22 protein-coding genes are annotated in these 26,891 nt (G+C 60.7%); 8 read left to right on the forward strand and 14 right to left on the reverse strand.

Annotation, left to right across the window (positions count from 1 at the left end; translation table 11 throughout):
• Positions 1-36: 36 nt before the first annotated feature.
• Positions 37-4,113, reverse strand: coding sequence for a bifunctional nitrate reductase/sulfite reductase flavoprotein subunit alpha (locus tag BLU01_RS24965; RefSeq protein ID WP_092280494.1), 4,077 nt, complete (start codon positions 4,111-4,113; stop codon positions 37-39).
• 593 nt (positions 4,114-4,706) lie between these two features.
• On the opposite strand from BLU01_RS24965, the gene nirB reads away from it, so the two are divergent.
• The 3 genes from nirB (at position 4,707) to BLU01_RS24980 (ending at position 8,506) form a co-directional block, all read left to right on the forward strand.
• Positions 4,707-7,268, forward strand: coding sequence for a nitrite reductase large subunit NirB (nirB, locus tag BLU01_RS24970; protein WP_092280496.1), 2,562 nt, complete (start codon positions 4,707-4,709; stop codon positions 7,266-7,268).
• Entirely contained in the window at positions 7,268-7,654 is a 387-nt protein-coding gene (gene nirD / locus BLU01_RS24975) for a nitrite reductase small subunit NirD (RefSeq protein ID WP_092280498.1), read from the forward strand. The genes nirB and nirD overlap by 1 nt, the downstream gene beginning before the upstream one ends.
• A 180-nt stretch (positions 7,655-7,834) precedes the next feature.
• A complete protein-coding gene (locus tag BLU01_RS24980; RefSeq protein ID WP_092280500.1) occupies positions 7,835-8,506 on the forward strand; it encodes an ATPase in 672 nt (223 codons plus the stop codon).
• Between the two features lie 8 nt (positions 8,507-8,514).
• Here BLU01_RS24980 and BLU01_RS24985 read toward each other — a convergent pair whose 3' ends face one another.
• Entirely contained in the window at positions 8,515-9,408 is an 894-nt protein-coding gene (locus BLU01_RS24985; protein ID WP_092280502.1) for a serine hydrolase domain-containing protein, read from the reverse strand.
• 145 nt (positions 9,409-9,553) lie between these two features.
• Here BLU01_RS24985 and BLU01_RS24990 point away from each other — a divergent pair, with 145 nt between their 5' ends.
• Positions 9,554-10,339 carry a DeoR/GlpR family DNA-binding transcription regulator gene (locus BLU01_RS24990; RefSeq protein ID WP_092280504.1) on the forward strand — a complete coding sequence of 262 codons (786 nt, stop codon included), beginning with the start codon at positions 9,554-9,556 and terminating at the stop codon, positions 10,337-10,339.
• A gap of 303 nt (positions 10,340-10,642) precedes the next feature.
• Here the strand turns inward: BLU01_RS24990 and BLU01_RS24995 are convergent, their stop codons facing one another.
• Positions 10,643-11,494, reverse strand: coding sequence for a CAP domain-containing protein (locus BLU01_RS24995; protein WP_092280506.1), 852 nt, complete (start codon positions 11,492-11,494; stop codon positions 10,643-10,645).
• A 152-nt stretch (positions 11,495-11,646) separates the two neighbouring features.
• Here BLU01_RS24995 and BLU01_RS25000 point away from each other — a divergent pair, with 152 nt between their 5' ends.
• Positions 11,647-12,270: a cell wall hydrolase gene (locus BLU01_RS25000; RefSeq protein WP_092280508.1), complete on the forward strand. Its 624-nt coding sequence runs from the start codon at positions 11,647-11,649 to the stop codon at positions 12,268-12,270.
• A 442-nt stretch (positions 12,271-12,712) separates the two neighbouring features.
• Here BLU01_RS25000 and BLU01_RS25005 read toward each other — a convergent pair whose 3' ends face one another.
• The 3 genes from BLU01_RS25005 to BLU01_RS25015 all read right to left on the reverse strand — a co-directional run bounded on the left by BLU01_RS25005 (position 12,713) and on the right by BLU01_RS25015 (position 14,830).
• Complete coding sequence (locus tag BLU01_RS25005) at positions 12,713-13,411, reverse strand: dienelactone hydrolase family protein (protein WP_092280510.1); 699 nt, start codon at positions 13,409-13,411, stop codon at positions 12,713-12,715.
• Between the two features lie 80 nt (positions 13,412-13,491).
• The gene (locus BLU01_RS25010) at positions 13,492-14,004 is read right to left on the reverse strand and encodes an HvfX family Cu-binding RiPP maturation protein (protein ID WP_092280512.1); all 513 of its coding nucleotides are present in this window, start codon (positions 14,002-14,004) and stop codon (positions 13,492-13,494) included.
• 202 nt (positions 14,005-14,206) lie between these two features.
• Positions 14,207-14,830 carry a ferric reductase-like transmembrane domain-containing protein gene (locus tag BLU01_RS25015; RefSeq protein WP_092280514.1) on the reverse strand — a complete coding sequence of 208 codons (624 nt, stop codon included), beginning with the start codon at positions 14,828-14,830 and terminating at the stop codon, positions 14,207-14,209.
• 217 nt (positions 14,831-15,047) lie between these two features.
• On the opposite strand from BLU01_RS25015, the gene glsB reads away from it, so the two are divergent.
• Positions 15,048-15,956 carry a glutaminase B gene (gene glsB / locus BLU01_RS25020; RefSeq protein WP_092280516.1) on the forward strand — a complete coding sequence of 303 codons (909 nt, stop codon included), beginning with the start codon at positions 15,048-15,050 and terminating at the stop codon, positions 15,954-15,956.
• Positions 15,957-16,032: 76 nt separating this feature from the next.
• Positions 16,033-17,535: an aldehyde dehydrogenase family protein gene (locus BLU01_RS25025; RefSeq protein WP_092280518.1), complete on the forward strand. Its 1,503-nt coding sequence runs from the start codon at positions 16,033-16,035 to the stop codon at positions 17,533-17,535.
• A gap of 12 nt (positions 17,536-17,547) precedes the next feature.
• On the opposite strand, the gene BLU01_RS25030 is transcribed toward BLU01_RS25025, so the two are convergent.
• Positions 17,548-18,444 (reverse strand): DMT family transporter, encoded by an 897-nt coding sequence (locus BLU01_RS25030; RefSeq protein ID WP_092280520.1) that lies wholly within the window; start codon positions 18,442-18,444, stop codon positions 17,548-17,550.
• 93 nt (positions 18,445-18,537) lie between these two features.
• On the opposite strand from BLU01_RS25030, the gene BLU01_RS25035 reads away from it, so the two are divergent.
• The gene (locus BLU01_RS25035; RefSeq protein WP_092281739.1) at positions 18,538-19,869 is read left to right on the forward strand and encodes an aminotransferase-like domain-containing protein; all 1,332 of its coding nucleotides are present in this window, start codon (positions 18,538-18,540) and stop codon (positions 19,867-19,869) included.
• Positions 19,870-19,894: 25 nt separating this feature from the next.
• On the opposite strand, the gene BLU01_RS25040 is transcribed toward BLU01_RS25035, so the two are convergent.
• From BLU01_RS25040 to BLU01_RS25070, 7 genes are all read right to left on the reverse strand, one after another.
• Positions 19,895-20,554, reverse strand: a complete 660-nt coding sequence (locus BLU01_RS25040) for a carbonic anhydrase (protein WP_092280522.1) — start codon at positions 20,552-20,554, stop codon at positions 19,895-19,897.
• A gap of 73 nt (positions 20,555-20,627) precedes the next feature.
• A complete protein-coding gene (gene cynS / locus BLU01_RS25045) occupies positions 20,628-21,095 on the reverse strand; it encodes a cyanase (RefSeq protein ID WP_092280524.1) in 468 nt (155 codons plus the stop codon).
• Positions 21,096-21,515: 420 nt separating this feature from the next.
• On the reverse strand, positions 21,516-21,845 hold the full coding sequence (locus BLU01_RS25050) for a hypothetical protein (protein WP_092280526.1): 330 nt from the start codon (positions 21,843-21,845) through the stop codon (positions 21,516-21,518).
• A gap of 495 nt (positions 21,846-22,340) precedes the next feature.
• Complete coding sequence (locus tag BLU01_RS25055) at positions 22,341-22,859, reverse strand: GNAT family N-acetyltransferase (RefSeq protein ID WP_149087019.1); 519 nt, start codon at positions 22,857-22,859, stop codon at positions 22,341-22,343.
• Between the two features lie 47 nt (positions 22,860-22,906).
• Positions 22,907-23,536, reverse strand: a complete 630-nt coding sequence (locus BLU01_RS25060) for a glutathione S-transferase family protein (RefSeq protein WP_092280528.1) — start codon at positions 23,534-23,536, stop codon at positions 22,907-22,909.
• 79 nt (positions 23,537-23,615) lie between these two features.
• Complete coding sequence (locus tag BLU01_RS25065) at positions 23,616-25,565, reverse strand: DNA topoisomerase III (RefSeq protein WP_092280530.1); 1,950 nt, start codon at positions 25,563-25,565, stop codon at positions 23,616-23,618.
• Positions 25,566-25,797: 232 nt separating this feature from the next.
• On the reverse strand, positions 25,798-26,733 hold the full coding sequence (locus BLU01_RS25070; RefSeq protein WP_092281741.1) for an AraC family transcriptional regulator: 936 nt from the start codon (positions 26,731-26,733) through the stop codon (positions 25,798-25,800).
• Positions 26,734-26,891 lie beyond the last annotated feature (158 nt).

The raw sequence follows: 26,891 nt of genomic DNA on the forward strand, positions 1-26,891 counted from the left end.
CGGGGCAGGGTGCGGAGGTGTAACCCTAACTCCAACTCAATAAACATCGCGCAAATAGCGCTTCTGCTCGCTCATCTGCCGCCAGTAATCCGCGGCATTTTCCGCACTTAACCCACCGTGCTCCTGCGCCACCTCGCGCAGCACCCGGTCGACATCCTTGGCCATCTGACTCGCGTCGCCGCAGACATACAGCTGGGCGCCGTCCTGCAGCCAGCGCCACAATTCGGCGCCGTGTTCTCTGATTCGGTCCTGCACGTAAATCTTCTGTGGCTGATCGCGGGAGAAGGCCAGGCTCAGTTGCGTCAGCAGGCCGTCGTGCTGCATGCCTTGCAATTCTTCGCGGTAGTAAAAATCGCTGGCAGCGTGTTGTTCGCCGAAGAACAGCCAGTTGCGACCCTGATCGCCACGGGCGCGACGTTCTTGCAGGAAGCCACGAAACGGCGCCACGCCGGTGCCGGGGCCGATCATGATCATCGGCACGTTGCCGTCGCCGGGTGCGCGAAAGTGCCGGGTTGGCTGCACGAACACCGGGACTTCGCCGCTGGCCACGCGGTCGGCGAGGAAGGTTGACGACACGCCTTTGCGTTTGCCATAGCGCACCGCTGCCACGGTCAAATGCACTTCCTCGGGATGCGCCTTGGCGCTGGAAGAAATGGAATACAACCGTGGTTGCAGACGTTTCAGCGCGCCCAACAGCTCAGTCGCCGAGCACTCAATCGGAAACGCCTGCAGCACGTCCGCCAATTGCCGGCCCCAGAGCCAGTCCTTCAATTCCTCTCTGCGCTCACAGCTCAGCAACTGTTTCAGCTGTGGATTGGCGCTGCGCTCGGCGATGAACGTCAGGGTTTCGCGATTCGGCCGGGCAATCTCAAAGTGCTCGGTGAGCGCCTGGCGCAGTCCGATATCGCCGAGTTTGTCGACAGTCACGCAGGTATCCGCGCCAAGCCGCGTGAGCGTGAGCACTTCGTCGACCAGTTCCGGACAGTTGCGCGGCCACACGCCCAAGGCATCGCCGGCCTCGTAGCGCAATCCGGAATCGGCCAGATCCAGCGAAAACATCCGCGTTTCCTTATGCCGGCTCTGCTGATTCAAGTGCAGATTATTCAGCAGCCGCGAAGCGTAAGGATTGCTTTTGCCGGGCGCTTCAATCGGGCTCTTGGCGACACCGGCGCTCAACGCCTGCGCCGGTTTCAGCAATTGATGAAACTGCTTCAGCCAGGCCTGCGCGCGTTCTTCAAACTCGGTATCGCAATCGACCCGATCCAGCAGCCGCGTGGCGCCCAGTTCCTGCAGGCGTTGATCGAGTTGTTTGCCGTGGTGGCAGAACTGCTCGTAGTTCGGATCGCCCAGCGCCAGCACGGCGAAACGCAGCGATTCCAGACGCGTTTCGGCGCGGCTCAAGGTGTGCCAGAAACCCTCGCCATTGTCCGGCGGATCGCCGTCACCGAAAGTGCTGCTGATCAGCGCCAACGTCTGCGTGTCCGCCAGTTTGCTCGCCGGGAAATCGGCCATCGCGCTCAATTCCACGGCGATGCCTTCTTCGCGCAACCGCGCGGCAAAACGCTGCGCCAATGCTTCGGCGTTACCGGTTTGCGAGGCCCACAACATCGTCACCGTCGGCCGGTTATCGTCGGCCAGCACACTCGTCGCCACGGCACTTTGCACCCGGCTGAACAAGCCGCCGAGCAAGCCGTCCAGCCATAACCGCGTGCCCTCGGCCATCGGCGCGTTGGCGGGCAGGGCAGGGACACCAGCGGCCTGGCGCCCGGCAGTCGATTGCAGGCCGCTGATAAAACCGGCGAGGTAGGTGCGTTCACTGTCGTTCAGTTGTGGCGAAGGCTGGCGGCTGATGCCGGCGAGCTCGGCAAAAGCCTCGATGCACGGCATGGGCAGTTCCTCAGTTGCACCGGCAAGGTCAATGTCGGCAGGCGTCGCGACATGCAGAAACTGGTGCTCGATCAGTTCGACGCGCTGCAGCGCGACCGCGCAGAACTTGAATTCCGGCTGCAGCGAAATCGGGTCGACGGCATCGTTGGTCACCGCGTTGATCGCCAGGTTTTCGCCAAACACATCGTTCCAGTGAAACGGCGCAAAACAGTTGCCCTGACGCACCCGGTCCGTGACCACCGCCGGCAACACCGCACGGCCACGCAACGAACGAATCTCGAGGTGATCCTTGTCCTTGATCCCAAGGCTGGCGGCGTCTTCCGGGTGGATTTCAACGAAAGGCCCCGGATTCAGTTTGTTCAGCGTCGCGACTTTGCCGGTCTTCGTCAGCGTGTGCCACTGGTGCTGCAGGCGCCCGGTATTCAGCACAAACGGGAACTGCTCATTGGGCATTTCTGCCGGCGACAAGTGAGGTCGGGCGAAGAAAATCCCCTTGCCGCGCTCAGTGGCAAATACGATGGCCGGGCGACTGCCGTCGTCATCAATCTTCAGCTGCTGACTCACGCCATCGTTCAGATAACGAATCGGATTACGCAACGCAGCCGCGTCGGCGGCGCACGGCCATTGCACTGGGCTCTCTCGCAAACGCGCATAACTCGCGCCGCGAATGTCATACCCGGTCTTCGGGTTCCAGGCGCGTTTGATCTCTTCAAATACCTGCGACGCCGAGCTGTAACTGAAGGCCTCGGCGAAGCCCATGGCGCACGCGACTTTGGCGATGATTTGCCAGTCGGGCATTGATTCGCCAGGCGCATCCACGGCTTTTTGCATCAGCGTCAGGTTGCGCTCGGAGTTGATCATCACGCCTTCGGCCTCGGCCCACAGCGCGCCGGGCAGCAAAATGTCGGCGTAGCGATTGGTCTCGGTGTCGAGAAAAGCATCCTGGGTGATCACCAGTTCGGCGTTCTGCAAACCTTCGATGACGGTCTGGCGATTCGGCGCCGAGGCGACCGGGTTGGTGCAGATGATCCAGCACGCCTTGATCTGTCCGGCGCGCATCTGTTCGAACATCGCCACTGTGCCGCCACTCACCGTGCGCGGCAGGCTATCGCGAGGGATTTGCCACAAGTCTTCAATAAATGCGCGATCGGCTTCGACCAGCACCGAACGCTGACCAGGCAAGCCCGGGCCCATGTAGCCCATCTCGCGGCCGCCCATGGCATTGGGTTGTCCGGTCAGGGAAAACGGCCCGCTGCCCGGCCGGCAAATGGCGCCGGTGGCCAGGTGCAAATTGCACAGCGCGTTGGTGTTCCAGGTGCCGTGGGTGCTCTGATTGAGGCCCATGGTCCAGCAACTCATCCACTCGGCTGCCGCGCCGATCCATTCAGCGGCCTGACGAATATCGGCTTCGCGCAGGCCGGTAATCTCGGCGACGGCGCTCGGCGAATAGTCTTCGAGGAACGCCGGCAGCGCTTCCCAACCTTCGGTAAAGGACGCGATAAAGTCCGGGTCGGTGTGGCCGTTTTTCACCAGCAGATGCAGCAAACCATTGAGCAACGCGAGGTCGGTGCCAGGTTTGATGTGCAGGAACAAACCGGCCTTGTCTGCGGTGGCGTTGCGCCGCGGGTCAACCACGATCAACTTCGCCCCCGCCTTGACCCGATCCATCATGCGCAGGAACAGAATCGGGTGACAGTCGGCCATGTTCGCGCCGATCACCAGGAACACCTCGGCGTGGTCGAAATCCTCATAAGAACCCGGCGGCCCGTCGGAACCGAGCGAGAGTTTGTAGCCGCTGCCAGCGCTGGCCATGCACAGCCGCGAGTTGGATTCGATGTTGTGAGTGCGCACGAAACCCTTGGCCAACTTGTTGATCAGGTATTGCGCTTCCAGCGACATTTGCCCCGAGACATAAAACGCCAGCGCGTCCGGACCGTGGCGATCCAGCAGATTGCGCAGGCGGCTGGCGGTTTCGTTGATCGCTTCATCGATGCCAATCTGCACCGGATCGCGACTGCGCTCCTGGCGCAAAAAGGCGTTTTCCATGCGTCCCGATTCGGCAATCGCCTGGCCGCAGGTCGTGCCTTTGGTGCAGATCCGCCCGAAATTGCTGGGATGGGTTTTATCACCGGTGACCTTGACCACCCGGTTGCTTTCGACCTGCATGACGATGCCGCAACCCACGCCACAATAGGGACATACGCTGCGTACGCTGGTGTGTGCCATCTTCGTCCCTCGATCCGTTACTTGCTTTTTGCCCGGCGCCAAAACAAAAAAAACGCCATGTGACCCTCCGTTATGCAAACGGGAGTTACACGGCGTCTTTGTCGTAGGTGGGCAATCAGCGTTGACTGCTTTGAGGTGTTACTAGCAAGTCACGCGCCATAACCGATGATCAGTATTCAACGCCGGTAAATCAGCGGGTCGGGGCTGAACGCGCGGCTATTCGCAGCGCTGACTCAAGCTGTAATCGATGCACTTTTTTATAGCGCCGTGCACCAGTCGGATGCGCAATCGTCGCCGCCCAGCGTCGATGGCAATCGCAATAAATCGCCGAGTCGCCCGGTTTCAAGGGGGGGCGCGGCGATTGGCACAAACGCTGCAAGTCGTCAGGCAAACCCATTGCGAATACGCGTTGGGTCGCCCCCTCGGTCAACGACGATCGAATGGCCAACTGGTCGTGGGCAACATCGGTGGAGCAGGCATAGATGCCTGATCACAACACCGCAAAAGAACAGGCAAAGACGCCTGGAACCGCAAGGTTTCAGGCGTTTTTTTTTGCTTTTTGAACCGTGATTGGCCGTGCAAGGGTGCTTCTTATGAATTCCAATGTTGCCGCGTTGAACAAACTGCAAACGCTGATCGTGATCGGCAATGGCATGGTCGGACATCATTGTGTCGAACAACTGATCGAGCGCGGAGCGCTGGCGGACTATCGGCTGCACGTCTTCAGCGAGGAGCCGATGCGTGCCTACGACCGCGTGCATCTTTCCGAGTATTTCACCGGCCGCGATGCCGAATCGCTGGCGCTGTCGGATGCGTCGCTGTACCAGACGCCGGGCGTCACGCTGCACTTGGGCGTGCCGATTCTGCAGATTGATCGCGAGCGCCGCGAGGTGATTACCGCGCAGGGTTGCGTGGCCTACGACAAGTTGGTGTTGGCCACCGGTTCGTACCCGTTTGTGCCGCCGATTGACGGCGCCGAAGGTGACTCGCGGCTGGTCTATCGCACGCTCGAAGACCTCGACGCCATCCGTGCGGCAGCGGCCAATGCGCGGCGCGGAGTGGTGGTCGGCGGTGGTTTGCTGGGTCTGGAAGCGGCCAATGCCCTCAAGAGCCTGGGGCTGGAAGCGCACGTGGTCGAGTTCGCCCCACGCTTGATGCCGGTGCAACTGGATGACTTCGGCGGTCTGGCACTGAAGGCGCAAATCGAGCGACTGGGCGTCGGTGTGCACCTGTCCCGCGCCACGCAGTCGATCAGCGCTGGCGAGGATTACCGCTACCGGATGAATTTTGCCAATGACGAATTCCTCGAAACCGACCTGATTGTGTTCTCCGCCGGGATCCGTGCGCAGGATGCGTTGGCCCGCGACTGCGCGTTGGACATCGGGCCGCGCGGCGGCGTGGTGATCAACGACGAATGCCTCAGCAGCGACCCGAACATTTACGCCATCGGCGAATGCGCGGCGTGGAACGGCAGCCTGTTCGGCCTCGTTGCGCCGGGTTACCAAATGGCCCGCGGGGTTGCCGCTCAGTTATGCAAGCAGGGCGCCGAGCCGTTCCTTGGCGCGGACATGTCGACCAAACTCAAATTGCTCGGCGTTGACGTCGGTTCGATCGGCGATGCCCACGCCCACACGCCGGGCGCGCGCAGCTATCAGTTCATCGACGAAGCGAGCGCCAGCTACCGGCGTCTGGTAGTCGATGCCAGCGGAAAACACGTGATCGGCGCGGTGCTGGTCGGCGATAACAGCTACTACGACACGCTGCTGCAATACCTGCAGAACGCGATTGCCTTGCCAGCGGAACCGGCCAGTCTGATCCTGCCGTCGTCCGGAGGCGCGCCGACCCTCGGCCCCGGCGCACTGCCGCAAAGCGCTACTGTCTGCTCGTGCCACAACGTCAGCAAAGGCTCGATCTGTTCCGCAATTGACGGCGGCTGCACCGACCTCGGCTTGCTCAAAGCGCAGACCAAGGCCGGCACCGGTTGCGGCGGATGCGCCGGGCTGCTCAAGCAAGTTTTCGAGCACGAGTTGATTGCCCGTGGCGTCAGCGTCGACAAAAGCCTGTGCGAACATTTCGCCTACACGCGTCAGGAACTCTATGCGCTGGTGCGCGTTGAGGGCGTGCTCACCTTCGAAGAATTGCTCGCCAAACACGGGCGTGGCCACACCGGTTGCGACGTGTGCAAACCGGCGGTGGGCTCGATTCTCGCGTCTTGCTGGAACCAGCCGATCATGGACGCGTCGCTGGTGCCGTTGCAGGACACCAACGACACTTTCATGGCCAACATGCAGAAAAACGGCACGTATTCGGTGGTGCCGCGCATCCCCGGCGGCGAGATCACCGCCGACAAACTGATCGCGATTGGCGTGGTGGCGAAAAAGTACGACCTCTACACCAAGATCACCGGCGGCCAGCGCATCGACCTGTTCGGCGCGCAGTTGCATGAATTGCCGGAGATCTGGAGCGAGCTGATCGAAGCCGGTTTCGAAACCGGCCACGCTTACGGCAAATCCACGCGCACGGTGAAATCCTGCGTCGGCAGCACCTGGTGCCGTTACGGTGTGCAGGACAGCGTGAAAATGGCCCTGCTGATCGAAGACCGCTACAAAGGCCTGCGCTCGCCGCACAAACTCAAATTCGCCGTGTCCGGTTGCACCCGTGAATGCGCCGAAGCGCAGAGCAAAGACGTCGGCGTGATTGCTACCGAAAAGGGCTGGAACCTTTACATCTCCGGCAACGGCGGCATGCGTCCGCGTCATGCCGAGCTGTTCGCCACCGACCTCGACGATGACACGCTGATCCGCTACATCGACCGTTTCCTGATGTTCTACATCCGCACCGCCGACAAATTGCAGCGCACCTCGGTGTGGCGCGAGAGCCTGGAGGGCGGTCTGGATTTCCTCAAAGAAGTAATCATCGAAGACAGCCTCGGGCTCGGCGCCGAACTTGAAGCGCAGATGCAGTTGGTCGTCGATCGCTACGAATGCGAATGGGCCAACGCCCTCAAAGACCCGGAAAAACTCAAGCGCTTCCGCACCTTCGTCAACGATAAACGCCCGGACCCGGACATCCATTTTGTTCAGGAACGCGGCCAACGGCGCCCGATCATGGCCGCCGAACTCAACCTGATTCCGCTCACCGAGGAGATTGCCTGATGAGCCTTTCCATCCCCCAACGGGCACCCGCCATCGGCACCGCCGCCACTTGGCAACCGGTCTGCGAACAACAAGACCTGGTGAGCAATTCCGGCGTCGTGATCTGGCTCGACGGCGCGCAAGTGGCGCTGTTCTACTTGCCGGACGCCGAGGGCAAAACCCTCTACGCCATCGACAACCACGATCCGCAATCCGGGGCGAATGTGATCGGGCGCGGCTTGATCGGCAACATCAAGGGTGATCTGGTGGTCGCCTCGCCGATCTACAAACAGCACTTTCGCCTCGAGGACGGCCGTTGCCTGGAATACCCGCAGCAACGCTTGCGTGTCTGGCCGGTGCGGTTGCAGGGTGGTGTGGTTGAGATCGGACCTCTGCAGACTCGCTAAGATTTGCCGGCGTGAATTGCACTGTGGCTAGGGGGCAAGCCCCCTCACCACAGGGTTTCTCTTAGCTATTACCTGACCATTCGTTCAATCGATAGTGAACATCACAAATAGCGAGTTCTGGTTTTTTAGCATCGGAGGAGGATGGCGACATACCGATTTCGCTTCTGAAGGAACTGCGCGATGAGAATTTCAACTGTCCTGGCCCTTGTCGCTGCACTCAGCGGCGGTTTCGCCGCCACCGCCCCGGTTTATGCTGCCGAGCCGCAAACCTGCCATTTCCTGCCCGTTGGCGGCAGCAACGCCAGCCTGCAACACGGCCAGTCGGTCGGCGTGCTGTATAGCGAAAACACCGTCAACACCCTGCAATACCTGGAGAACTACCACAGCGTCGCGGTCAACGGCAGCAAGAATCCCGCGCTCGATTCGCGCATCAGCAACGCCTTCGTCAAAAGCTCCGACCCAACACTGGCGATCAACTGGCTGATGGGGTCGCTGCAAAAACAATTTGCCTCGGTGACCGTCTACGACAACCTCGACGCACTGGTGCAAGCGCACCCGGACGTGGTGGTGATGCTCGACACTTACAGCCGGCTGGTGAGCAAGCGCAATGACCAGGTCGAAGCGCGTTTCCTCGCCAAATTCTACGACGCCGACCTGCAATACATCGGCAAGGCTGAAGGCGCCCGCGCCGAGCAAATGCCTTCAGTCTGGGTCCACGGCAAAGCGGTACCCGAGATCGCCGCGCAGATTGATCAGCAAACCGAGTTGCAAGTGAACGCGTTGAAGCAGTTCGATGCGTCGCTCAAGGCGTTAGTGACGGCGGGGAGTGTGGCGCGGGTGGCGAGCAACTGAACACTGGCTCATCGGCCCGCAGCGGTTTCGAGGGCTGTGGCTAAATGGCTCACGACGTGTGCCTCAACGATGCCTTGGTCAGCGTCCTCGAGAAACACCGCGCAGGTCGCGGTGTTTTCATGTTCGGCGCAGTGATGAACCGCCACCACGCTGCCCGGTCCACTGCCGGTATGTCCGCTTAAAACGCGCCCGCCGCGCACCGGCCCTTGCATCAACCCGAGGCCGTAGCCTGGCGCTATCCATGGTCGACCGGCGATTGGCCCGCCGAGCGGGTAGGCGGTTTGCATTTGGTTGCGCAGGGACGGACCGAGCAGTCCACCTGTCATCAGGCGTTCCAGGCACAAGGCTGCATCCTTCAACGAACCGACCAGCAAACCGTGATAAACCCAGCCTGGGTGGTACGCAGCAGCGCTGCCCATGCGCACGTTTTTCAACGCTTCCGGGGTCGTCGCCAGGCTCACGTTTGATAAGCCGAGCGGCGCGAAAACTCGCTGGATCAATGCCTGTTCCAGCGATAGATCGCACAAACGCGTGATCAGCCTCGACACATACAGATAGCCAACATTTGAATAGCCCCAGCCGGCTCCCGGGCCATAGCGCAGCCGGCCGGCATCAAGGCGTTGGAGCATTTCATCGGCCGACCACGGGACGTCATTTCGCGCCACGGCCGCGTGGTAATCGGCCAGCTCGCCGTAGTCCGCCAGACCGGCCTCATGCCGGAGCAACTGGCGCAAAGTGAACGGACCTTCCGGCAGCACCTCGTCGAGATCGATCACGCCGTCACGCACCAAAGTCAGCGCCGCAGCGGCGAGCAGCGTTTTGGTAAAACTCCACCACGGCACGATGGCGTCGGGCTGTTCGCCAGCGCTTGGTGAACCGTTTGAAACCAGGGAAAAAAGCATGGTGTGTGGCTCGAGGGCAGGGCGGCGCGTTTGCGTGAGGCGCAAGTCTGCCAGAAAGTCTTTGCTGTTTGTGTTCGTTGCGGACTTTGGCTAATCTCGCCCTACGTTGCAAAACCCGCACTAACCCGCATAAAAAGGCACAACCATGCACGCGGCAATCGAGCTTCCTTCTCTGCGCCGGCAGAAAATCCTGCTGATTCTTGAGCGAGACGGCAAAGTTATGGCTTCCGAGCTGAGTCAGCATTTCGCCGTTTCCGAAGACACCATCCGCCGCGATCTCGCGGAGCTGGACAGCGCCGGGCTGGTGCAGCGCGTGCACGGCGGGGCGTTGCCGCGACCGAAAGACACCGGCAAGGACTTTTTCACCCGTGTCAGCGAAACCGATGAGGTGAAAGCCCGCCTGGCGCAACTGGCTGCGGGGTACGTGAAGAATGGCCAGATTGTGATGTTCGACTCTGGCTCGACGACGTTGCAGATCGCGCGTTCGTTGCCTTCGGACATTGCTATAACAGCGGTCACGGCCTCGCCGATGATCGCGATTACCCTCGCGGAGTATCCGGGCATCAAGGTGATTCTGGCCGGCGGCCAGATTAATCCGTCGACACTGGCAGTGAGTGGGCACGAGACTTTGCGGTTGTTGCAGGGGATCAAGGCTGACCTGCTGTTTACCGGGGTTTGCGCGATTCATCCCGAGGTCGGCATCAGCTCTCTGCACTTCGATGAAGTACCGGTGAAACTGGCAATGCTCGACAGCGCCGCGCACGTGGTGGCGGTGACCACGGCGGACAAACTCGGCGCGGTCGAGCCGTTCGTGGTGGCGCCGTGCGCGCGTATCCACACGCTGATCACCGAGCACACCATGGCCTCCGGCAACATCGAGGACTACCGCAAACTCGGGATCGAAGTGGTGCAGATGACCGCTGCAGATTAACGCCCAACCCAATCTCCGCCCCCACAGGGGATAGAGTTGGCCATAGATTTCGGGTACCACACAAACCCTGTAGGAGCTGAGCTTGCTCGCGAAAGCGGTGGGTCAAATTGCATTGATGGCGGCTGACACACCGCTATCGCGAGCAAGCTCGCTCCCACAGGGGATGTAGGGTTGGCCATAGATTTCAGGTATCCCCCAAACCCTGTAGGAGCTGAGCTTGCTCGCGAAGGCGGTGTGTCAGGTTGATTTGATGGCGGCTGACACACCGCTATCGCGAGCAAGCATCGCTCCCACGAAGCCCAATCATTGCGCGCCGAACATTGCGGTCCAATAAATCCCGCTGTCGCTCTTGGGGTCTACCGCGTACGCCGCGCCCAGTTCCTTGAACTGCGGGTTCATCAGGTTGGCGCAATGCCCCGGACTGCCAATCCAGCCGTCCACCACTTTGCGAATGGTGTCTTGGCCGGCGGCGATGTTTTCGCCGATTTGCTGGTAGCTGTAACCGGCCAGTTCCGCGCGGTCACCCGGGGTGCCGCCGTTGCGGTCCTTGTGGTCGAAGTAATTGTTGTTGGCCATGTCCCGACTGTGCGCTTCGGCGGCGCCGCCGAGTATTGCGTTCCAGGCCAGCGGCGTGGTTGCGGCGAACGCCTGGCCGCCGCACTGACGCGGTTGCGCGCGCGCCGCATTGAGCAGTTCCAGCAACTTTTGCCCCTCGGCCGCCGCATCGCCCAGACGTGCACTCAACAACGGACGCGCGAGCACAATCCGCCATTCGCGACCCTCGCGGCTGACCCCGACGTCGATGTATTGCGGATTCAGCACCACCTGGCAAAAGCTTTCCTGCACCGCTTGCATCGCCGATTGCGCATCGCGCGGCCCGGAAAGGGTAATCGCCTGCACATTGACCATCGGGTATTTGGCTTGCGACATCGCTTGTTGCAAGTCGATGTTGTGTGTCGCCGACAACACCAGGCGCGGGTCCGACGCCAGTGGTGGCAACTCCGGCGAGGCTTGCCCGCCGCAACGCTGCACCTGGCTGCGATAGGCGTTGATCGACTGCACCAGTTGCGTTTCTTCGGTGGCGAACGCTGCGCCAGCAAACGTCAGCCCCGACGACAACGCCGCAACACCCACAGCAAATGATAAAACGCGCATGAAAATCCCCCTTGAACGGACTGCGCCCATGATGCTCGATTTCGTCGTGGGAAGGGCACTGGGTTTTTGCGGTTACTGGTCGATCTTTTTGAACAATTTGCCGTCTACACTGTAGCCAAGTCGCCTGCCGACGCCTGAAGAGCCCGCCCATCATGCGTTTCCCCTGGATAGCCACTTGCCTCGCCCTGAGCTTTTTTGCCGGCCAGGTGTTCGCTGACGATCAGGAGCAAAAAAAGGAAGTGGCCGTGGACAAGGCCCAGGTTCTGGAAGAAAAAGCCGCCGACAAGGGCGCTGCAGCCCCGGCGCCGAAGAAAGCCGAGACCATCACCCAATCCGAAGTTCAGGCCGTCGACCCGGCTGGCACCGCGCCGCTGGACGAAACCATCACGTGCCTGGCGCGCAGTATTTATTGGGAAGCGAAGGGCAAGGACAGCGCCGACATGGAAGCCGTGGCCAATGTAGTGATGAATCGCCTCGGTCATCCGGGCTTTCCGGACACGGTCTGCGGGATCGTCAAACAAGGCTCAGAACGCCACGCCTGCCAGTTTTCGTGGTGGTGCGACGGCCGTGCAGACAGCGTGCAGGAAGACCGGCCTTATGCGCTGGCCAAGGAAATCGCGCGCAAGGCACTCAACAAACAACTGCCGGATCGAACCCACGGCGCGATGTATTTCCATGACCGTTCGGTGAAACCGGACTGGACACAGGAATACGTGCGCACCGCGCGAATCGGCCGGTTCATGTTTTACAAACCGCGTGGCGGTTCAGCGAAATAGTGTTTCAGGCGTGACTGAGGGCAATCGCGAAAGACACCACGATCATGCAGGCGATGGCCAGATTGAAGTTCATCAGGAGTAAGTCCGGTCTGTAAAAAGTGTCGCCATCGTGAACAGATCAGCGGCGAATGAAAAATTCGCTTTTGTGATTTGAATGATCGAGACAAATGATGTTTGGGTTAGAGGGAAATGTGCGTTGACTGGGAGATCGCGTTCGCGAGCAGGCTCACTCCTACAGGGAATCTCTGTCAGCCGCACAGTTTGTGTTCATAGCAGACAAACCCCCAACCGCGCCGTTCACCGAAATAAACAAAAATCCCAAGATCAGCACAGATCAAAAATGTAGGAGTGAGCCTGCTCGCGATGGGGCCTCCAGATCCAACATCACTGTCGGCCGAAACACCGCTTTCGCAAACAGGCCCATTCCCACAGGTGTTCGCGCTTACAGTTCCTGACCAAGGAAAATCAGCGTATTGCCATGCGCTTCAGCCGCTGCGCGTTGGTTGTAGCTGTCACGGTGCGAGCAGTTGAAGCCGTGCTCGGCTTCCGGGTACACGACAATTTCAACGTTGTCGTTGCTGTCGAAACGCTCGGCGATTTGCTCGACGGCTTCCAGCGGAATGTGGCTGTCGGCTTCACCGAAGTGCATCAGAAACGGCACGTCGATCTGGTCGGCGCGGTCGAGTTGGTTCTGAATGCCGCCGCCATAGTAGGAGACCGCCACGTCGACCAGACCATTGGCGGCGGTGTTGTAGGAGAGCATGCCGCCGAAGCAATAACCGATCGAAGCAATGCCGCCGTCCAGGCCCGGCTGGGCTTTCAGCGCTTCGATGGTCAGTTTGATGTCGTCCTGCGCTTTGCCGACATCGGTGGCGTTCATCAGCTCAACGGCTTTTTTCCAGCCCGCTTCGTCATAGCTCAGCTCGATGCGCGGACCGCTGCGCCAGAACAGATCCGGCGCGATCACCAGATAACCGTCGGCAGCGTATTGCTCGACGACCGAGCGGATGTGTTCGTTGACGCCGAAAATCTCCTGGATCAACACAATCCCCGGACCCTTTTGGGTATGCGGTATCGCCAGGTAAGCACCGAATTTACCTTCGGGGCTGTCGATCTCGATCCATTGGGTGGTCACGCTCATGGGTGGCTCCTGTTGTCTTGCAAATGTGGTTGAAAGTGTGGGTGCACCTGTGGGGAAGCGCAGCTTATCGCGATGGTATGTCAGTTGCTGCGGCGCCAGAACAGCCGTGCCAGCAAGGCATCCAGACTGAGCTTGCCAGCGCCGCAGAGCAACAGCGGCATCAGGGCGGCAAGGTAAATCAACGGCAGTTTGAAGTTGCCATGTCCTTTGTTACTGATGGCATAGCCTTGGGCAAGTTCACTCAATGTAGACCAATCGGCCGGCCAATGAACAGCCGCCGTCGCCACCACCGTCACCACCATCAGACTGATTGCCGACAGCCGTGTGCCGAGGCCGACCAGCAAGGCGAGAGCGCAAATCAGCTCGGCCCACATCGACAATTCCCAGTTCAGCGTGGCCGGCAATTGGTTGAACGGGAATGGAAAAGCATCCTGAATATCCGCGAACCAGTTCTGGCCGTTCCATTTTTCCAGGCCTGATTCAAAAAACTCCCACGCCAGAAACACCCGCAGCGTCAGCGGCGCGACCCAGCTGCCTGCGCGGTCGAGGTTCAGGTGCAGGCCTTTGACGGCAGAGGAAATTGCAGTGTTCATGGCTTGATCTCCGTTCGATGCTTGGATTTTTTGATGAATCGACCAGCACATTTGATCAAGCGGCTGTATCTGCGATGTGTCATTGCGGCGAGGTTTCAGGCTGGAGGTGTATCGAAAACGCGGCTGTACACATTGCAATACAAGCCCACCCGATAAGCCCATGTGGGAGCAAGCTCGCTGCCACAGGTATTCAGGGGTGAATTCAGGAATACGCGTGGCGCTGGCTGCGTTTGTTTCTCAGCGCCAGTTTTCCGATCAGCCGCAGTGCAATCGCCGCGCACATCATGCCGAACGGCAGCACATACCACGCGCTCATCGGGATTCGTTTGAAGTTGGAGTAGGTGAACACCGCCGCAAGCACCCACATGCCGGTCACGTGCAAGGCTTTCCAGGCTTTGGGGCCGATCATCTTCGCCGGGGTTTTGAACGAGGTGATCGCCATCAGCACAATAAACAGATAACCCAGCGACCCCGGAATGTTGCCGACCGTGGTCCGGCCCGGCCAGAACTCCGGGTTCAATTGCCCGTAGCTGTATATCAACACCGCGTGCACCAGATGCGAAAAGGCAAACGCCAAACCGATAAAACGCCGCTCCCGCACCAGTGATTTGCTCAGCGGCGAGGGCACCAGCACCGCGAGTGCCGAGGCCAGAAACGCCGCAAGAAACAGCACAAACGAGGTCCGCGCCGTCGCCCGAATGGCGCTGCGCGTGGCTTCCACCAGGTCGGGATTGAGCAGCAGGATCGCGCCGGTCATCAACAGCACCAGCAAGGACAGCAGGCCGAACAGCGACCAGCCGTGATAACGAGGAAGTGTGGCATTCATGACAACGCTCCAAAGCAAGGGCCGACCGCGGTCAGCAGACGACAGGAGTTTGCCCGCCGCATGTATTGGCGCTGTGTCGTAAAACCGCGTTGATGCAACGCCATGTATCCCGAGGGCCGCCAGATACATTCGCCTACAAAACTGTGATTCGCCCCACGCCAGCCGCGTCTAGCGTCTGTGTCCGTCGAAACCGGCGGGCGAGACTTCGGAACCGGGCATGCAAGCGCTGTTGAACGAGATTCTTGACGCAGTTCATCCCCTGATCGGCCAGGGCAAAGTCGCCGACTACATTCCCGCGCTCGGCACCGTGCCAGCCAATCAATTGGGGATCGCCGTGTACGGCAACGACGGCGAGTTGTATTGCGCCGGCGACGCGCACACGCCGTTTTCGGTGCAGAGCATTTCCAAGGTTTTCAGCCTGGTGCAAGCCATCGATCATTCCGGCGAAGCGATCTGGCAACGCCTCGGCCACGAGCCTTCGGGCCAGCCGTTCAACTCGCTGGTGCAGCTGGAATTCGAACGCGGCCGCCCGCGCAATCCGTTCATCAATGCCGGCGCCCTGGTGATCTGCGACATCAACCAGTCACGTTTCGCCGCGCCGGCCCTGTCGATGCGCGATTTCGTCCGGCGCCTGTCCGGCAACCCGCAAGTGATGGTCGACGGCAAAGTCGCCGACTCCGAATACCAGCACCGCGCGCGCAACGCCGCGATGGCTTACCTGATGCAATCATTCGGCAACTTTCACAACGACGTCGAAGCGGTGTTGCGCAGCTATTTCAGCCATTGCGCATTGCGCATGAGTTGCGTGGACCTGGCCCGCGCCTTCTGTTTTCTCGCCAATGACGGCTTCTGCAAACACAGCGGCGAACAGATCCTCAGCGCGCGCCAGACCCAGCAAGTCAACTCGATCATGGCCACCAGCGGCCTTTACGACGAAGCGGGCAACTTTGCTTATCGGGTCGGCCTGCCGGGTAAAAGCGGGGTCGGTGGCGGCATCGTCGCGGTGGTGCCGGGGCAGTTCACCGTGTGCGTCTGGTCGCCGGAATTGAACGTCGCGGGTAACTCGCTGGCCGGCATGGCGGCGCTGGAACTGTTGAGCCAGCGGATCGGCTGGTCGGTGTTCTGACCCTCGCGCCGCTAATGACGCTTCGGCGGTTTTCCTATACATTTTCCGGCCGCCCTCTGCATGGTGAATCCGTTTCATGTCCTTGATGCTCGAACGTCTCGTCGCTGGTACGCCGATCCCTTTTGCCGGCAACCGTGTCTCGGTGGTCAGCCCCGAACTGGCGGCGCGCTTCCAGCCCGGTGACCATCTGCTGGTCGAGCAGGTGAGTGGCGAGTTGTTGTTGATTCCGGTGGTGGATCAGCAAGCGGCAGCGGTGGCGATCGAGCGCGCCCAAGCGGCATTCAGCGCGCTGTCGGCGGTGTCGGACGCGGCCATCAGCGAGTTCTTTGATCGGTTCGCGCAACGTCTGGAAACCCCGGCCTGCTGGAGCTTGATCGAAGCCGCCAACCTCGCCGACATCGAACGCGCCAAGGGCCGTGGGCGTTCGACCACGCGCCTGCTCGCCGACGAACGCATGCGCCGCGACATGATCGCCGGCCTGCGCGCCTGGCGCGATGCCCCGGCCACGCGCGGCAAAGTCCTCAGTTGTGTCGAGCACGACGGCTGGAAAGTCGAGCAAGTGGTCTCGCCGCTGGGCATCGTCGCGTTTGTCTTCGAAGGTCGGCCGAACGTCTTCGCCGATGCCGCTGGCGTCTTGCGCACCGGCAACACCGCGGTGCTGCGCATTGGCAGCGATGCTTTGGGCACCGCGCAAGCCATCGTCACCCATGCCTTGAACCCGGCCCTGGCGGACGCCGGTTTGCCGGCCGGCGCGGTGTCGCTGGTGGAAAGCGTCAACCATGCCGCCGGTTGGGCGATGTTTGCCGACCGCCGTCTGTCGCTGGCGGTGGCCCGTGGTTCGGGTCGCGCGGTCAGTCAACTGGGCAGCATCGCCCAGCAGGCTGGCACCGCCGTCAGCCTGCACGGCACTGGCGGCGCCTGGTTGATCGCCGACAAACACGCCGATGCCACGCGCTTCGCCGCCGTGGTGCGCAATTCGCTGGACCGCAAAGTCTGCAACACCCTTAACGTTTGCCTGATCCACCGCGAGCGCGCCGCGGAACTGGTGCCGCTGTTTCTCGATGCCCTGCAACAGGCCGGAGCCGCACGCCAGCAGGGCTGCAAATTGCACATCGTCGAGGGCAGCGAAACGCACTTGCCGAGCGATTGGCAGAACGCCAGCGTCGAGGTTTATCGCGCCGAAGGCTATGTCACCGAGGCTTTGGCCGAACCGTTGGCGGAAGATCAATTGGGCCGCGAGTGGGAGTGGGAAGAAACCCCGGAAGTCAGCCTGAAAATCGTCGACGACCTGGATCAAGCCATCGACCTGTTCAACCGCTACAGCCCGCAATTCACCGTGTCGCTGATCAGCGAAACCGCAGCGGCGCACGAGCGTTTCTACAATGCCGTGAACGCGCCTTTTGTCGGCAACGGCATCACCCGATGGGTCGACGGTCAATACGCGTTGAACAAGCCGGAATTGGGCCTTTCGAACTGGGAAAGCGGTCGACTGTTCGCCCGCAGCGCGATCCTCTCGGGCGATGGCGTGTTCACCGTGCGCAGCCGCATGACCCAGACCGATCTGTCGGTGAAACGCTGAGTCGGCTGAGCGTTAGCGAGAAAACTTTCGCGCGCCGGCCACGCAGAGGATCACCGCAACGGTGACGCCGAGCATTCCCAGGCTGACCTGCTCGTGCAGCAAAGTGGCGGCGAGCGCCAGACCGAAGAACGGTTGCAGCAATTGCAGTTGGCCCACGGCGGCAATCCCGCCCTGGGCCAATCCGCGGTACCAGAACACAAAACCGATCAACATGCTGAACAGCGAAACGTACGCCAGGCTCAGCCATGCCGGAGTGCTGATCGGCGCAAACGACGCCGGCAGGCGCAGCCAGGTCAGCGCTGCCATGAACGGCAACGCCAGCAGCAGCGCCCAGCAAATCACCTGCCAGCCGCCCAGGGTTCTCGAGAGTTTTGCGCCTTCCGCATAACCGAGCCCGCACACCACCACCGCCAGCAGCATCAGCAGATCACCGGTCGGCGAGGCGCTCAGCCCTTGCGACACGGCAAAACCGACCACCAGCAAACTGCCGAGAATCGAGAACAGCCAGAACGCCGGTTGCGGCCGTTCGCCGCCGCGCAGCACGCCGAACACCGCCGTCGCCAGCGGCAGCAGGCCGATAAACACGATTGAATGCGCCGACGTCACGTACTGCAGGGCCAGCGCGGTCAGCAGCGGAAACCCGACGACCACGCCCAGTGCGACGACGATCAACGGGATCAGTTGTTGCCGGGCAGGGCGCTGTTCTTTGAACAGCCACAACAGGCACAGCGCGAGCACACCGGCAATGGTCGCGCGGGCGACGGTGAGAAATACCGGATCAAATTCCAGCACCGCAACGCGCGTCGCCGGCAGCGAGCCGCTGAAAATCACCACGCCGATCAGGCCGTTGATCCAGCCGCGCGTGCTGTGTTGCAGCGTCGGGCTATTGAGGTTGGTGCTGCGTTCCATTCGGCGTCACTCCGTGTCTGCGGCGGGTTGCTTTCAGCGCATCCTATGACTGAAGATCAGCACAATCAAAAAATTGTCATGGATACATTGGCGATGGCACGTTCCCGCTACAAGTCGTTGGTCGATAGCTTTGCTGCGGACATTCGCTCGGGCCAATTGCTGCCCGGCACGCGCTTGCCGACGCACCGTCAACTCGCCGCGAGCGAGGGCCTGGCGCTGGTCACGGCGAGTCGGGTCTACAGCGAATTGGAGGCGATGGGCCTGGTCAGTGGCGAAACCGGGCGCGGCACGTTTGTCCGCGAAACTTCGCTGCCGCACGGGTTGGGCGTGCATCAACCGAGCGTGGTAGCGGGCATGATCGACCTCAATTTCAACTACCCGGCGCTGCCCGGTCAGGCTGAGCTATTGCGCACGGCGTTGCGTCAGTTGGCGTTGTCCGGCGACCTCGAAGCGCATTTACGTTACCAGCCGCATGCCGGGCGCTTGCAGGATCGCGCCTCGGTGGCGCGGCATCTGCACACGCGCGGCTTGCACGTCGAGGCCGAACAGGTGTTGATCGTCAGCGGTGCCCAGCACGGTTTGGCGGTGACCATGATGGCGCTGCTGCAGCCCGGCGACGTGATCGCTGCCGACGCGTTGACCTATCCGGGTTTCAAGGTATTGGCCGAAACCCTGCATCTGGAAGTGGTGGCGATCCCGGTCAGCGACAGCGGGCCGGACCTCGCCGCGCTGGATAAACTTTGTCGCAGCCGTTCGGTGCGTGCCGTATACAGCATGCCGACCTTGCACAATCCGCTGGGTTGGGTGATGGCGCTGGAGCAGCGCGAGCAACTGGTGGCGATTGCGCGCCAGCATGATTTGCTGATCATCGAAGACGCGGCGTATGCGTTTCTCGCTGAAGCGCCGCCGCCACCGCTGGCCGAATTGGCCCCGGAACGCACGGTGTACGTTTGCGGATTATCCAAGAGTATCGCCACCGGGTTGCGCGTCGGGTTTGTCGCGGCGCCGCTGGCAAAAGTCGCGGCGCTGGAACGAACGATTCGCGCAACCACCTGGAACACCCCTGGCGTAATGACGGCGATTGCTACCGGTTGGCTGGATGACGGAACCGTGCATTTGCTCGAAGCGCAAAAACGCGCCGATGCGCAGGCGCGGCAGGCGTTGGTCGATGAGTTGCTGGCCGGGTTGCACATCATCCGCCATCCGTCGTCGTATTTTGTCTGGCTGCCCTTGTCGGAGGAGGCAAGGGCGGATCAGATCGTCATGGCGTTGTTGCAAGAGCAGGTGTCGGTGTCGACCGCCGAACCGTTTGCGACCTCGGTGCACGTGCCGCACGCGATTCGCCTGGCGCTCGGTTCGGTGGATATGGTCACCCTGCGCCAAGGGTTGCTGAAGGTGAAAAAGGTAGTTGGCGCGTGGCTGTGATTCCTGGCTCAGGCCAGTGAGAGGCTCAGGCCACTTGCGGCGTTTTTGCGTAAACCGCGCAAGTAGTCGGGTGCTCGACCAACGAGACAAAGTCGCGGCTGGCGGCGTCCAGCGCATCGATTGAACCGGTCTCGATGTCGTACACCCAGCCGTGCAGGTTCAACTGACCTTTTTCCTGGGCCAGGCGCACGCTCGGGTGAGTCTGGATATTCGCCAGTTGCGCGATCACGTTTTCGCGCACCATCGAGCTGACCTTCGCCGCTTGATCGGCATGCGGCCGCGATTCGTTGATGACCTTGGCCGACTCCGCATGTTGCAACCAGCCGCTGACCGCTGGCAGGTGATCCATGCATTTGCACGAAGCGACGGCGGTCATGGCCCCGCAATCGGAATGGCCGCAAATCACAATGTCGGTCACGCCCAACACCGCGACCGCGTATTCCACCGTGGCCGAAACGCCGCCCGGGTGCGGGCTGTACGACGGCACGATGTTGCCGGCATTGCGGATCACGAACAGCTCGCCGGGCTCTTGCTGGGTCAACAGTTCCGGGACCACGCGGCTGTCTGAACAGGTGATGAACAAGGTGCCGGGGTGCTGGGTGGTTGCCAGGTGTTTGAACAGGTCGGTGCGTTGCGGAAACGCGTCTTTTTGAAATTTCAAGAAACCGTCGATGAGCGCTTTCATGGGTGCTTCCTTATAAATGGGGTGTTCATTCGGTGGGTCGAGGCCCGCACTCGATGTGCGGGCCGGCCGCCGTTTAGAAAGGACGCAGTGGCAGGAATTTGCCGTCGAGGGTAATCACCGCGCGGGAGCCGCCCTCCGGGTCTTCGACTTTTTTCATGTCGAGTTTGAAGTTGATCGCGCTGATGATGCCGTCGCCGAATTGCTCATGAACCAGCGCCTTGAGCGTGGTGCCGTAGATCTGGATCATTTCGTGGAAGCGGTAGATGGTCGGGTCGGTCGGCACACCCGCGAGGCTGCCGCGCAGCGGGATGATCTGCAGGCGAGCGACGCTGTCCGCGTCCAGCTCAAGTTTATCGCCGACCACTTTGGCTGCCGCTTCCGGCAATGGATGCTGGCCGAGCAGGGCAGCGGTGACGTAGGCCAGGCTCAGCCCGGTGCCGTCAGCCAGGTCCTGCCATGAGAGATTCTTGCGTGCCTTGGCATCGAGAATCGAAGTGGTCAGGGCCAGACTCTGGTCGTTGTAAGCGTGGGACTGTTGCATGGTGTGACTCCTATCGGATGGGTGTGTCGCTGGGTGTGGAGCAATCTTCGGTTGATTGATCCATAGCGTCCAAGACCGATAAGCAATGCCGCGCATAAGCACAGCCTATAGATGGAGGTTGTGCCGCAAGGACCTGTCCCGTGGGACTTTGGAGTATTTCCGCGAGCAAGGGATCACGCCCAACGTGGTGATCGAGGTGAATTCGGTGAGCAGCTTGCTGGCGTTTGTGAGGATGGTGTTGTCACCACGCAACTAATATAGGAGTGAGCCTGCTCGCGATGAGGCGTTCATATTCAACATCATTGCTGACTGACCGCCGCGATCGCGAGCAGGCTCACTCCTACAGGGGGATGGCGTGATTTTTGGGCAATAAAAAGGGCCTGTTCCAGGAAGGAAGCAGGCCCTTTTTTTCAATCTTGATCAGTAGAACCGATCAATCACCCGAACTTCGTTCTGGTTCTGCATCGATGCCCACGCTTGTTTCAAAGTTTGCAGAACATTGCCGATGAAGTCCTTGTCGGCCGCGGCTTTCTTGCCGACGTAACCTTGGCCGCGACGGTACATCTTCAGGCGGGCCAGCAGGTTCTGGTTGTTCTTGTCGAACTCTTCTTCGTGGGTATGCGGCGACAGGCAGTCCATGTGCACCTGGCCGGACTTGCTGATCCACAGAATATGGCTGTCGTGGCTGTCTTTTTGTTCAGCGAACATACGCGCCAGTTCATCGATAGTCGGTTGATTGTTCAGATTCATAATTAAGCCCCTTGACCATTTGGTGATCTTTCAAAGTTGATTCGCTAATACAAGTAGCCCATCGGTTAGTTGATCCCTGGCACCGAAACCAGGACGTCAGCGGTCAGCCGCCAAATTGACGGGGTCCCGCGTCTGCTGCATGTAGTCGTGTTGAATAACTGCTACGCAATAGCGTCACAACGAAGAGAAGCGGCGAAAAACTGGAGGCCACTGCCGACGTTTCAAGGGTCGGCCACAAGCTTCATGAGAACGTTTCGCCAGCGCTTCTCGTCCTTGTACTGGACGTTCGGGCCAGGTCAGCTTCTTCAATCTGCCTTGTGGGCAGCGTGTATCCGGGAATAACAGCTCGGCGGTCAGACGAGCTTGCTCAAACATGTTGCCTGTACTCCCGATCGGGGAGACGTCTGCATCATGCAAGGGCAAATCGAAGACGTCAACGGTTATGTAGTGATTATTTTTGGTCACTACATATTGTCGGACAAAGTGCTTTTGGAATTAGAGAGGGCGCCTAACAGGCTGCTGGGGCGAGCTTTCGAGGCGGTAGAGCGTGCACGGATAGCCGTCTAGGTTCAGTGGCTGCGTGGTGAAGTTTCCCTCGGTGAAAGCAGGGATCAAACGCGCCCAGAACCGCCGTGCAGGCTGGTTGGCGTCGATGTGGAAAATTTGCCATTGACCGGGGATTTGGCTCAAGAGGGCAGAGACGACAAATTTCGCGACACCTTGGCCACGAAAGCGCCGACTGACAAAGAAATAACCGATGTTGTGCTCGGCGCCGGGGACATGAGTGTCTGCGTCCACGACAACAAAACCGCCGAGTTCGCCGTCAACCTTGATCAGAAACGGGCGGGTTGCCGGGTTGCGCCAGTAACCCGGTTTTATCTGGAAGTTGAACAAACCCTGTTCGCCCAGCTTCAGCGGCAGCCATTCGCTGAAGTCGTGCAGGTAGAACTGCATCATGTTTTCAATCGTTGCCACTTCGTCACGCTGAGCGGCGTGCAGTTCTATTGACGACATGGCTGGCTCCTGATGTTCCGGGCCATTGCTGGCCCGGGCATGTGTGCTCAGTGGGGCGCGAAGTCGTACTTGCCACCGGTTTTCAGTGCAGCGGCGTAAGCCGGGCGGGCCTGGAAGCGATCGACCCAAGCCGCAACGTGCGGGTAGTCGCGCAACTTGCCTTGAGCCCGGGCGATCTCGCCAATAAAGCTCATCTGAATGTCAGCGGCGCTGAATTCGTCGCCCAACAGATAGTCGGATTGGCTCAACGCGCTGTCGAGGTAGCTCAGGTAGTTGGCCACTTCCGAGTTGATCCGTGGGTGCAGCGGCGCCCCGGCTTCACCGAGTTTGCCGACGTACAGGTTGAGCATCAGCGGCAGCATCGCCGAACCTTCGGCGAAGTGCAGCCATTGCACGTATAGATCGTAAGCCGGGGTGGACGGATCCGGTTGCAGACGACCGCCACCGTGGCGGCGAATCAGGTAGTCGATGATGGCGGCGGACTCGATCAGCTTTTGCGCGCCGTCCTCGATGACCGGCGATTTGCCCAAGGCATTGATCGCTTTCAATTCTGGCGGTGCCAGATTGGTCTTCGGGTCGCGCTGATAGAGTTTGAGTTCGTAGGGGATGGCCAATTCTTCCAGCAACCAGAGAATGCGTTGGGAGCGGGAGTTATTCAGGTGATGAACGATGATCATGGTCGATGCCTTTTCTGAAAGTGCGGTGAGCGCCTGGGCTTGAGCAACACTAGACCATTGGGCGCTGGCCGAAGTGCCCTTAAGCCTTGCTCGCCGGTTTGGCGGCGCGTTTAGTCCCGGTCGCAGCTTTGCGCGGGGCAGTTTTGCGTTTTTTCTTCCACGGGGCGGCGCCGCGACCGGCCGGGCTGGCCGGGCCGCTGATGGTCATGCTCAGGCCGGAGCATCGGGCGACTTGCTTGCTCATCCACGCGGCTTGTTTGGTGACAAATTCTTCGAGGCTCATCTCGCCGCTTTGCACCATGTCCAGTGCCTGCTCCCAAATGGCCGTGGTGCCGGGGTCGGCAATCGCCCGCGGCACTGCGTCGATCAGGCTGAACGCCGCCGGCGTGGCCGCCAGCGCCTTGCCGTTTTTCACCAGATAACCGCGGTCGAGCAGGCCCTGAATGATCGAGGCGCGGGTCGCTTCAGTGCCGATGCCGGTGGTGTCCTTGAGTTTCTGCTTGAGCAGCGGGTCTTCCACCAGTTTGGCGACGTTCTTCATTGCCTTGATCAGGTCGCCCTCGGTGAACGGCTTGGGTGGTTGGGTCCAGAGGTCTTTGAGCCTGACCTCGTCCACCGCGTAATCGCAGCCTTCGGCGAGTGCCGGCAGGGTTTGCGGGGCCGGCGCCTCGCGTCCCTTGGCCGGAGCAAGCGCTTCGGGCAAGGCACGTTTCCAACCCGGCTCGACGATTTGTTTGCCCACGGCGCGCAACGCTTCGCCGGCACAGTTGAAGTCGGCTTGAGTACGATCGTATTCGTGGTTGGGCAGGAACTGCGCCAGATAACGGGCACGTATCAACGTGTAGACCGCCCGTTGCTTGCCCATCAGCCGCTCGAGGTTTTTCGCCGCTGCAGTGGGGATGATGCCGTGGTGGGCGCTGACCTTGGCGTCGTTCCAGGCCCGCGAACGTCGCTGCGGCTGGAGGAAATCGTTCAGGGCGTTCAGGCTCGGATCGGCCTGGCGCAGCGCGGCGAGGATGCCCGGTGCTTCGCTGTGCTGGCTCAGCGGCAGGTAACCGCAATCGCTGCGTGGGTAGGTGATGACTTTGTGAGTTTCGTAGAGCGCCTGGGCGATGTCGAGGGTTTCCTGGGCGCCTAGGCCGAGCTTCTTCGAGCAGACTTCCTGCAAGGTGCCGAGGTCGAACGGCAGCGGGGCGATTTCGCGCATGCGCTCGGTGCGCAGTTTCAGCAGGCGGGCGCTGCTCGCGTTGCTCATCGCCGCTGCCGCTTGTTGCGCCAACGGCTGATTCAGGCAGCGGTCCTGATCGTCGCAAACGTCTGAAGCGGCGCGCCATTGCGCGGTGAACGGCGTGCCATCGTGGAGCAGTTGCACGTCGATCGCCCAATACGCGACGGGGACAAAGTCAGCGATACTGCGATCCCGATCGACCACCAGCCGCAATGTCGGCGTTTGCACGCGACCGACGGGCAACACGCCTTGATAGCCCGATTGGCGGCCGAGCAGGGTGAAGAGGCGGCTCATGTTCATCCCGATCAGCCAATCGGCGCGGGAGCGGCCCAGTGCCGAGTGATAGAGGCTGAAGGTGTCGGCGCCGGGTTTGAGCGCCGCCAGTGCCTTGCGGATCGAAGCGTCGTCGAGTGCCGACAGCCACAAGCGGCGGATCGGCCCGCGATAGCGGCAATGCTCGACCAGTTCCCGGGCGATCATCTCGCCCTCACGGTCGGCGTCGGTGGCAATCACCAGTTCGGTGGCTTCGCCGAGCAGGCGTTTGACCGCTTTGTATTGGCTGGCGGTACGCGGTTTGACGGTCATCTTCCATTTGTCGGGGATGATCGGCAGGTCGGCCAGCACCCAGCGTTTGTAGCGCGCGTCATAGGCGTCCGGCGGCGCGGTTTCGAGCAGATGGCCGATGCACCAGGTCACCGTGACGTTCGTTCCCAGCCAGCAACCGTCGCCCCGACGCTTGGCGCCGAGCACTGCTGCGATGTCTTTGGCCTGGGAAGGTTTTTCACAGAGGTACAGCTGCATAACCACCATCGTTCGAGTCGGTTTGAAGAAGTGCACAGAATGCGCAGGGATTGTGAATGGGGCAACCTTTATCTGTATGGATATACAGATAAAAGGTTTTCAGTGATAACAAGATATTGCGCTCACCCCCCGAGCCAATGTGGGAGCGAGCTTGCTCGCGATGGCGGTTTCAAATTCAAAAGAGCAAGCGGCTGACACTGCGCTTTCGCGAGCAAGCTCACTCCTACAAGATTTAGTGCGAGGACACGAATACCGAGTCGTGCAGCGGCGGCGGCAATGCGAAGGCACCTTTCATCCGCGCCACCTCAGCGGTCGGTGTGCGCCCGAACAGCCTTTTGAATTCACGGCTGAACTGCGAGCCACTTTCATAGCCGACGTGCGACGCCGCCCGCGCCACGCTGTAGCCATTGCGCGCCATCAACAGCCGCGCCTGATGCAGACGCGTCGACTTCAAATACTGCATCGGCGAGGTCTGCGTCACCGCTTTGAAATGCGCGTGAAAGGTCGGCACGCTCATGTTGGCTTGCGCAGCCAGCTGTTCGACGTCGAGCCGTTCACCGAGGCTGCCATGGATTGTGCGCAACGCCCGGGAGATGCGCCCGAACTGCCCGCGAGCGGCGAGGGCGGCGCGCATCGAGCCACCCTGCGCGCCAGTGAGAATCCGGTAATAGATTTCGCGCACCAGCGCCGGCCCCAGCAAACGGCCGTCCAGCGGCGAGTCGAGGGCTTCGAGCAGGCGCAGCACCGATTGGCGCAAACGCGGCTCCATCGGCGAGGCGAACATACCTTTGGGCTCGGCGCTCGGCGGGTCGGCGAATTGCAGAACGTCATCGAGTTGCAGCGAGTCATCGATCTGCAACATCAGCTCGGCGGCGAGGTTGAAATCCAGATGAAGATAGATCGCCAGCAACGGTTCTTCGGCACTCGCGTCGGTTTCCATGGTGAACGGCACGGGCACCGCAACCGCCAGGTAATGCTGGGCGTCGTAGCGATAAATCGCCTCGCCCCAATAGCCGATTTTGCGGCCCTGGCAGACGATGACGATGCCCGGATCGTAAAGCACTGGCGTGCGTTGCAGCGCCCGGTTGGAGCGCAGCAAACGCACATCGGCCAGCGCCGTGAGGTTGTAGCCCTCATCCGGCGCGAGTTTCGTCAGCAGCGCGACCATCTGCTGCTGTTCATCGTTTTGAGCAATCGCTGACGCGCTCACCTGTCGGTCCTGTTTGATAACAATGGGCTGAATGTGAACCCCCGCGCGCGGCAAATCAATCGCCTCATAGGATTAGGCAAAACACTCACAACAATCGGCGTTCAACCGCCGCGATT

It is taken from the genome of Pseudomonas prosekii, from assembly GCF_900105155.1.
GTDB classification, from domain to species: domain Bacteria; phylum Pseudomonadota; class Gammaproteobacteria; order Pseudomonadales; family Pseudomonadaceae; genus Aquipseudomonas; species Aquipseudomonas prosekii.

What these genes read in the sequence shown, in the direction of transcription:
- glsB (WP_092280516.1), top strand. Translation starts at nt 15,048, where the DNA reads ATGCAAGCGCTGTTGAACGAGATTCTTGACGCAGTTCATCCCCTGATC.
- BLU01_RS25035 (WP_092281739.1), top strand. Translation starts at nt 18,538, where the DNA reads ATGGCACGTTCCCGCTACAAGTCGTTGGTCGATAGCTTTGCTGCGGAC.
- BLU01_RS24965 (WP_092280494.1), bottom strand. Translation starts at nt 4,113, where the DNA reads ATGGCACACACCAGCGTACGCAGCGTATGTCCCTATTGTGGCGTGGGT.
- BLU01_RS25050 (WP_092280526.1), bottom strand. Translation starts at nt 21,845, where the DNA reads ATGAATCTGAACAATCAACCGACTATCGATGAACTGGCGCGTATGTTC.
- BLU01_RS24990 (WP_092280504.1), top strand. Translation starts at nt 9,554, where the DNA reads ATGCACGCGGCAATCGAGCTTCCTTCTCTGCGCCGGCAGAAAATCCTG.
- BLU01_RS24995 (WP_092280506.1), bottom strand. Translation starts at nt 11,494, where the DNA reads ATGCGCGTTTTATCATTTGCTGTGGGTGTTGCGGCGTTGTCGTCGGGG.
- BLU01_RS25065 (WP_092280530.1), bottom strand. Translation starts at nt 25,565, where the DNA reads ATGCAGCTGTACCTCTGTGAAAAACCTTCCCAGGCCAAAGACATCGCA.
- BLU01_RS24985 (WP_092280502.1), bottom strand. Translation starts at nt 9,408, where the DNA reads ATGCTTTTTTCCCTGGTTTCAAACGGTTCACCAAGCGCTGGCGAACAG.
- nirD (WP_092280498.1), top strand. Translation starts at nt 7,268, where the DNA reads ATGAGCCTTTCCATCCCCCAACGGGCACCCGCCATCGGCACCGCCGCC.
- BLU01_RS25005 (WP_092280510.1), bottom strand. Translation starts at nt 13,411, where the DNA reads ATGAGCGTGACCACCCAATGGATCGAGATCGACAGCCCCGAAGGTAAA.
- cynS (WP_092280524.1), bottom strand. Translation starts at nt 21,095, where the DNA reads ATGCAACAGTCCCACGCTTACAACGACCAGAGTCTGGCCCTGACCACT.
- BLU01_RS25060 (WP_092280528.1), bottom strand. Translation starts at nt 23,536, where the DNA reads ATGATCATCGTTCATCACCTGAATAACTCCCGCTCCCAACGCATTCTC.
- BLU01_RS25070 (WP_092281741.1), bottom strand. Translation starts at nt 26,733, where the DNA reads ATGGTCGCGCTGCTGACGAAACTCGCGCCGGATGAGGGCTACAACCTC.
- BLU01_RS25015 (WP_092280514.1), bottom strand. Translation starts at nt 14,830, where the DNA reads ATGAATGCCACACTTCCTCGTTATCACGGCTGGTCGCTGTTCGGCCTG.
- nirB (WP_092280496.1), top strand. Translation starts at nt 4,707, where the DNA reads ATGAATTCCAATGTTGCCGCGTTGAACAAACTGCAAACGCTGATCGTG.
- BLU01_RS24980 (WP_092280500.1), top strand. Translation starts at nt 7,835, where the DNA reads ATGAGAATTTCAACTGTCCTGGCCCTTGTCGCTGCACTCAGCGGCGGT.
- BLU01_RS25040 (WP_092280522.1), bottom strand. Translation starts at nt 20,554, where the DNA reads ATGAAAGCGCTCATCGACGGTTTCTTGAAATTTCAAAAAGACGCGTTT.
- BLU01_RS25030 (WP_092280520.1), bottom strand. Translation starts at nt 18,444, where the DNA reads ATGGAACGCAGCACCAACCTCAATAGCCCGACGCTGCAACACAGCACG.
- BLU01_RS25025 (WP_092280518.1), top strand. Translation starts at nt 16,033, where the DNA reads ATGTCCTTGATGCTCGAACGTCTCGTCGCTGGTACGCCGATCCCTTTT.
- BLU01_RS25010 (WP_092280512.1), bottom strand. Translation starts at nt 14,004, where the DNA reads ATGAACACTGCAATTTCCTCTGCCGTCAAAGGCCTGCACCTGAACCTC.
- BLU01_RS25055 (WP_149087019.1), bottom strand. Translation starts at nt 22,859, where the DNA reads ATGTCGTCAATAGAACTGCACGCCGCTCAGCGTGACGAAGTGGCAACG.
- BLU01_RS25000 (WP_092280508.1), top strand. Translation starts at nt 11,647, where the DNA reads ATGCGTTTCCCCTGGATAGCCACTTGCCTCGCCCTGAGCTTTTTTGCC.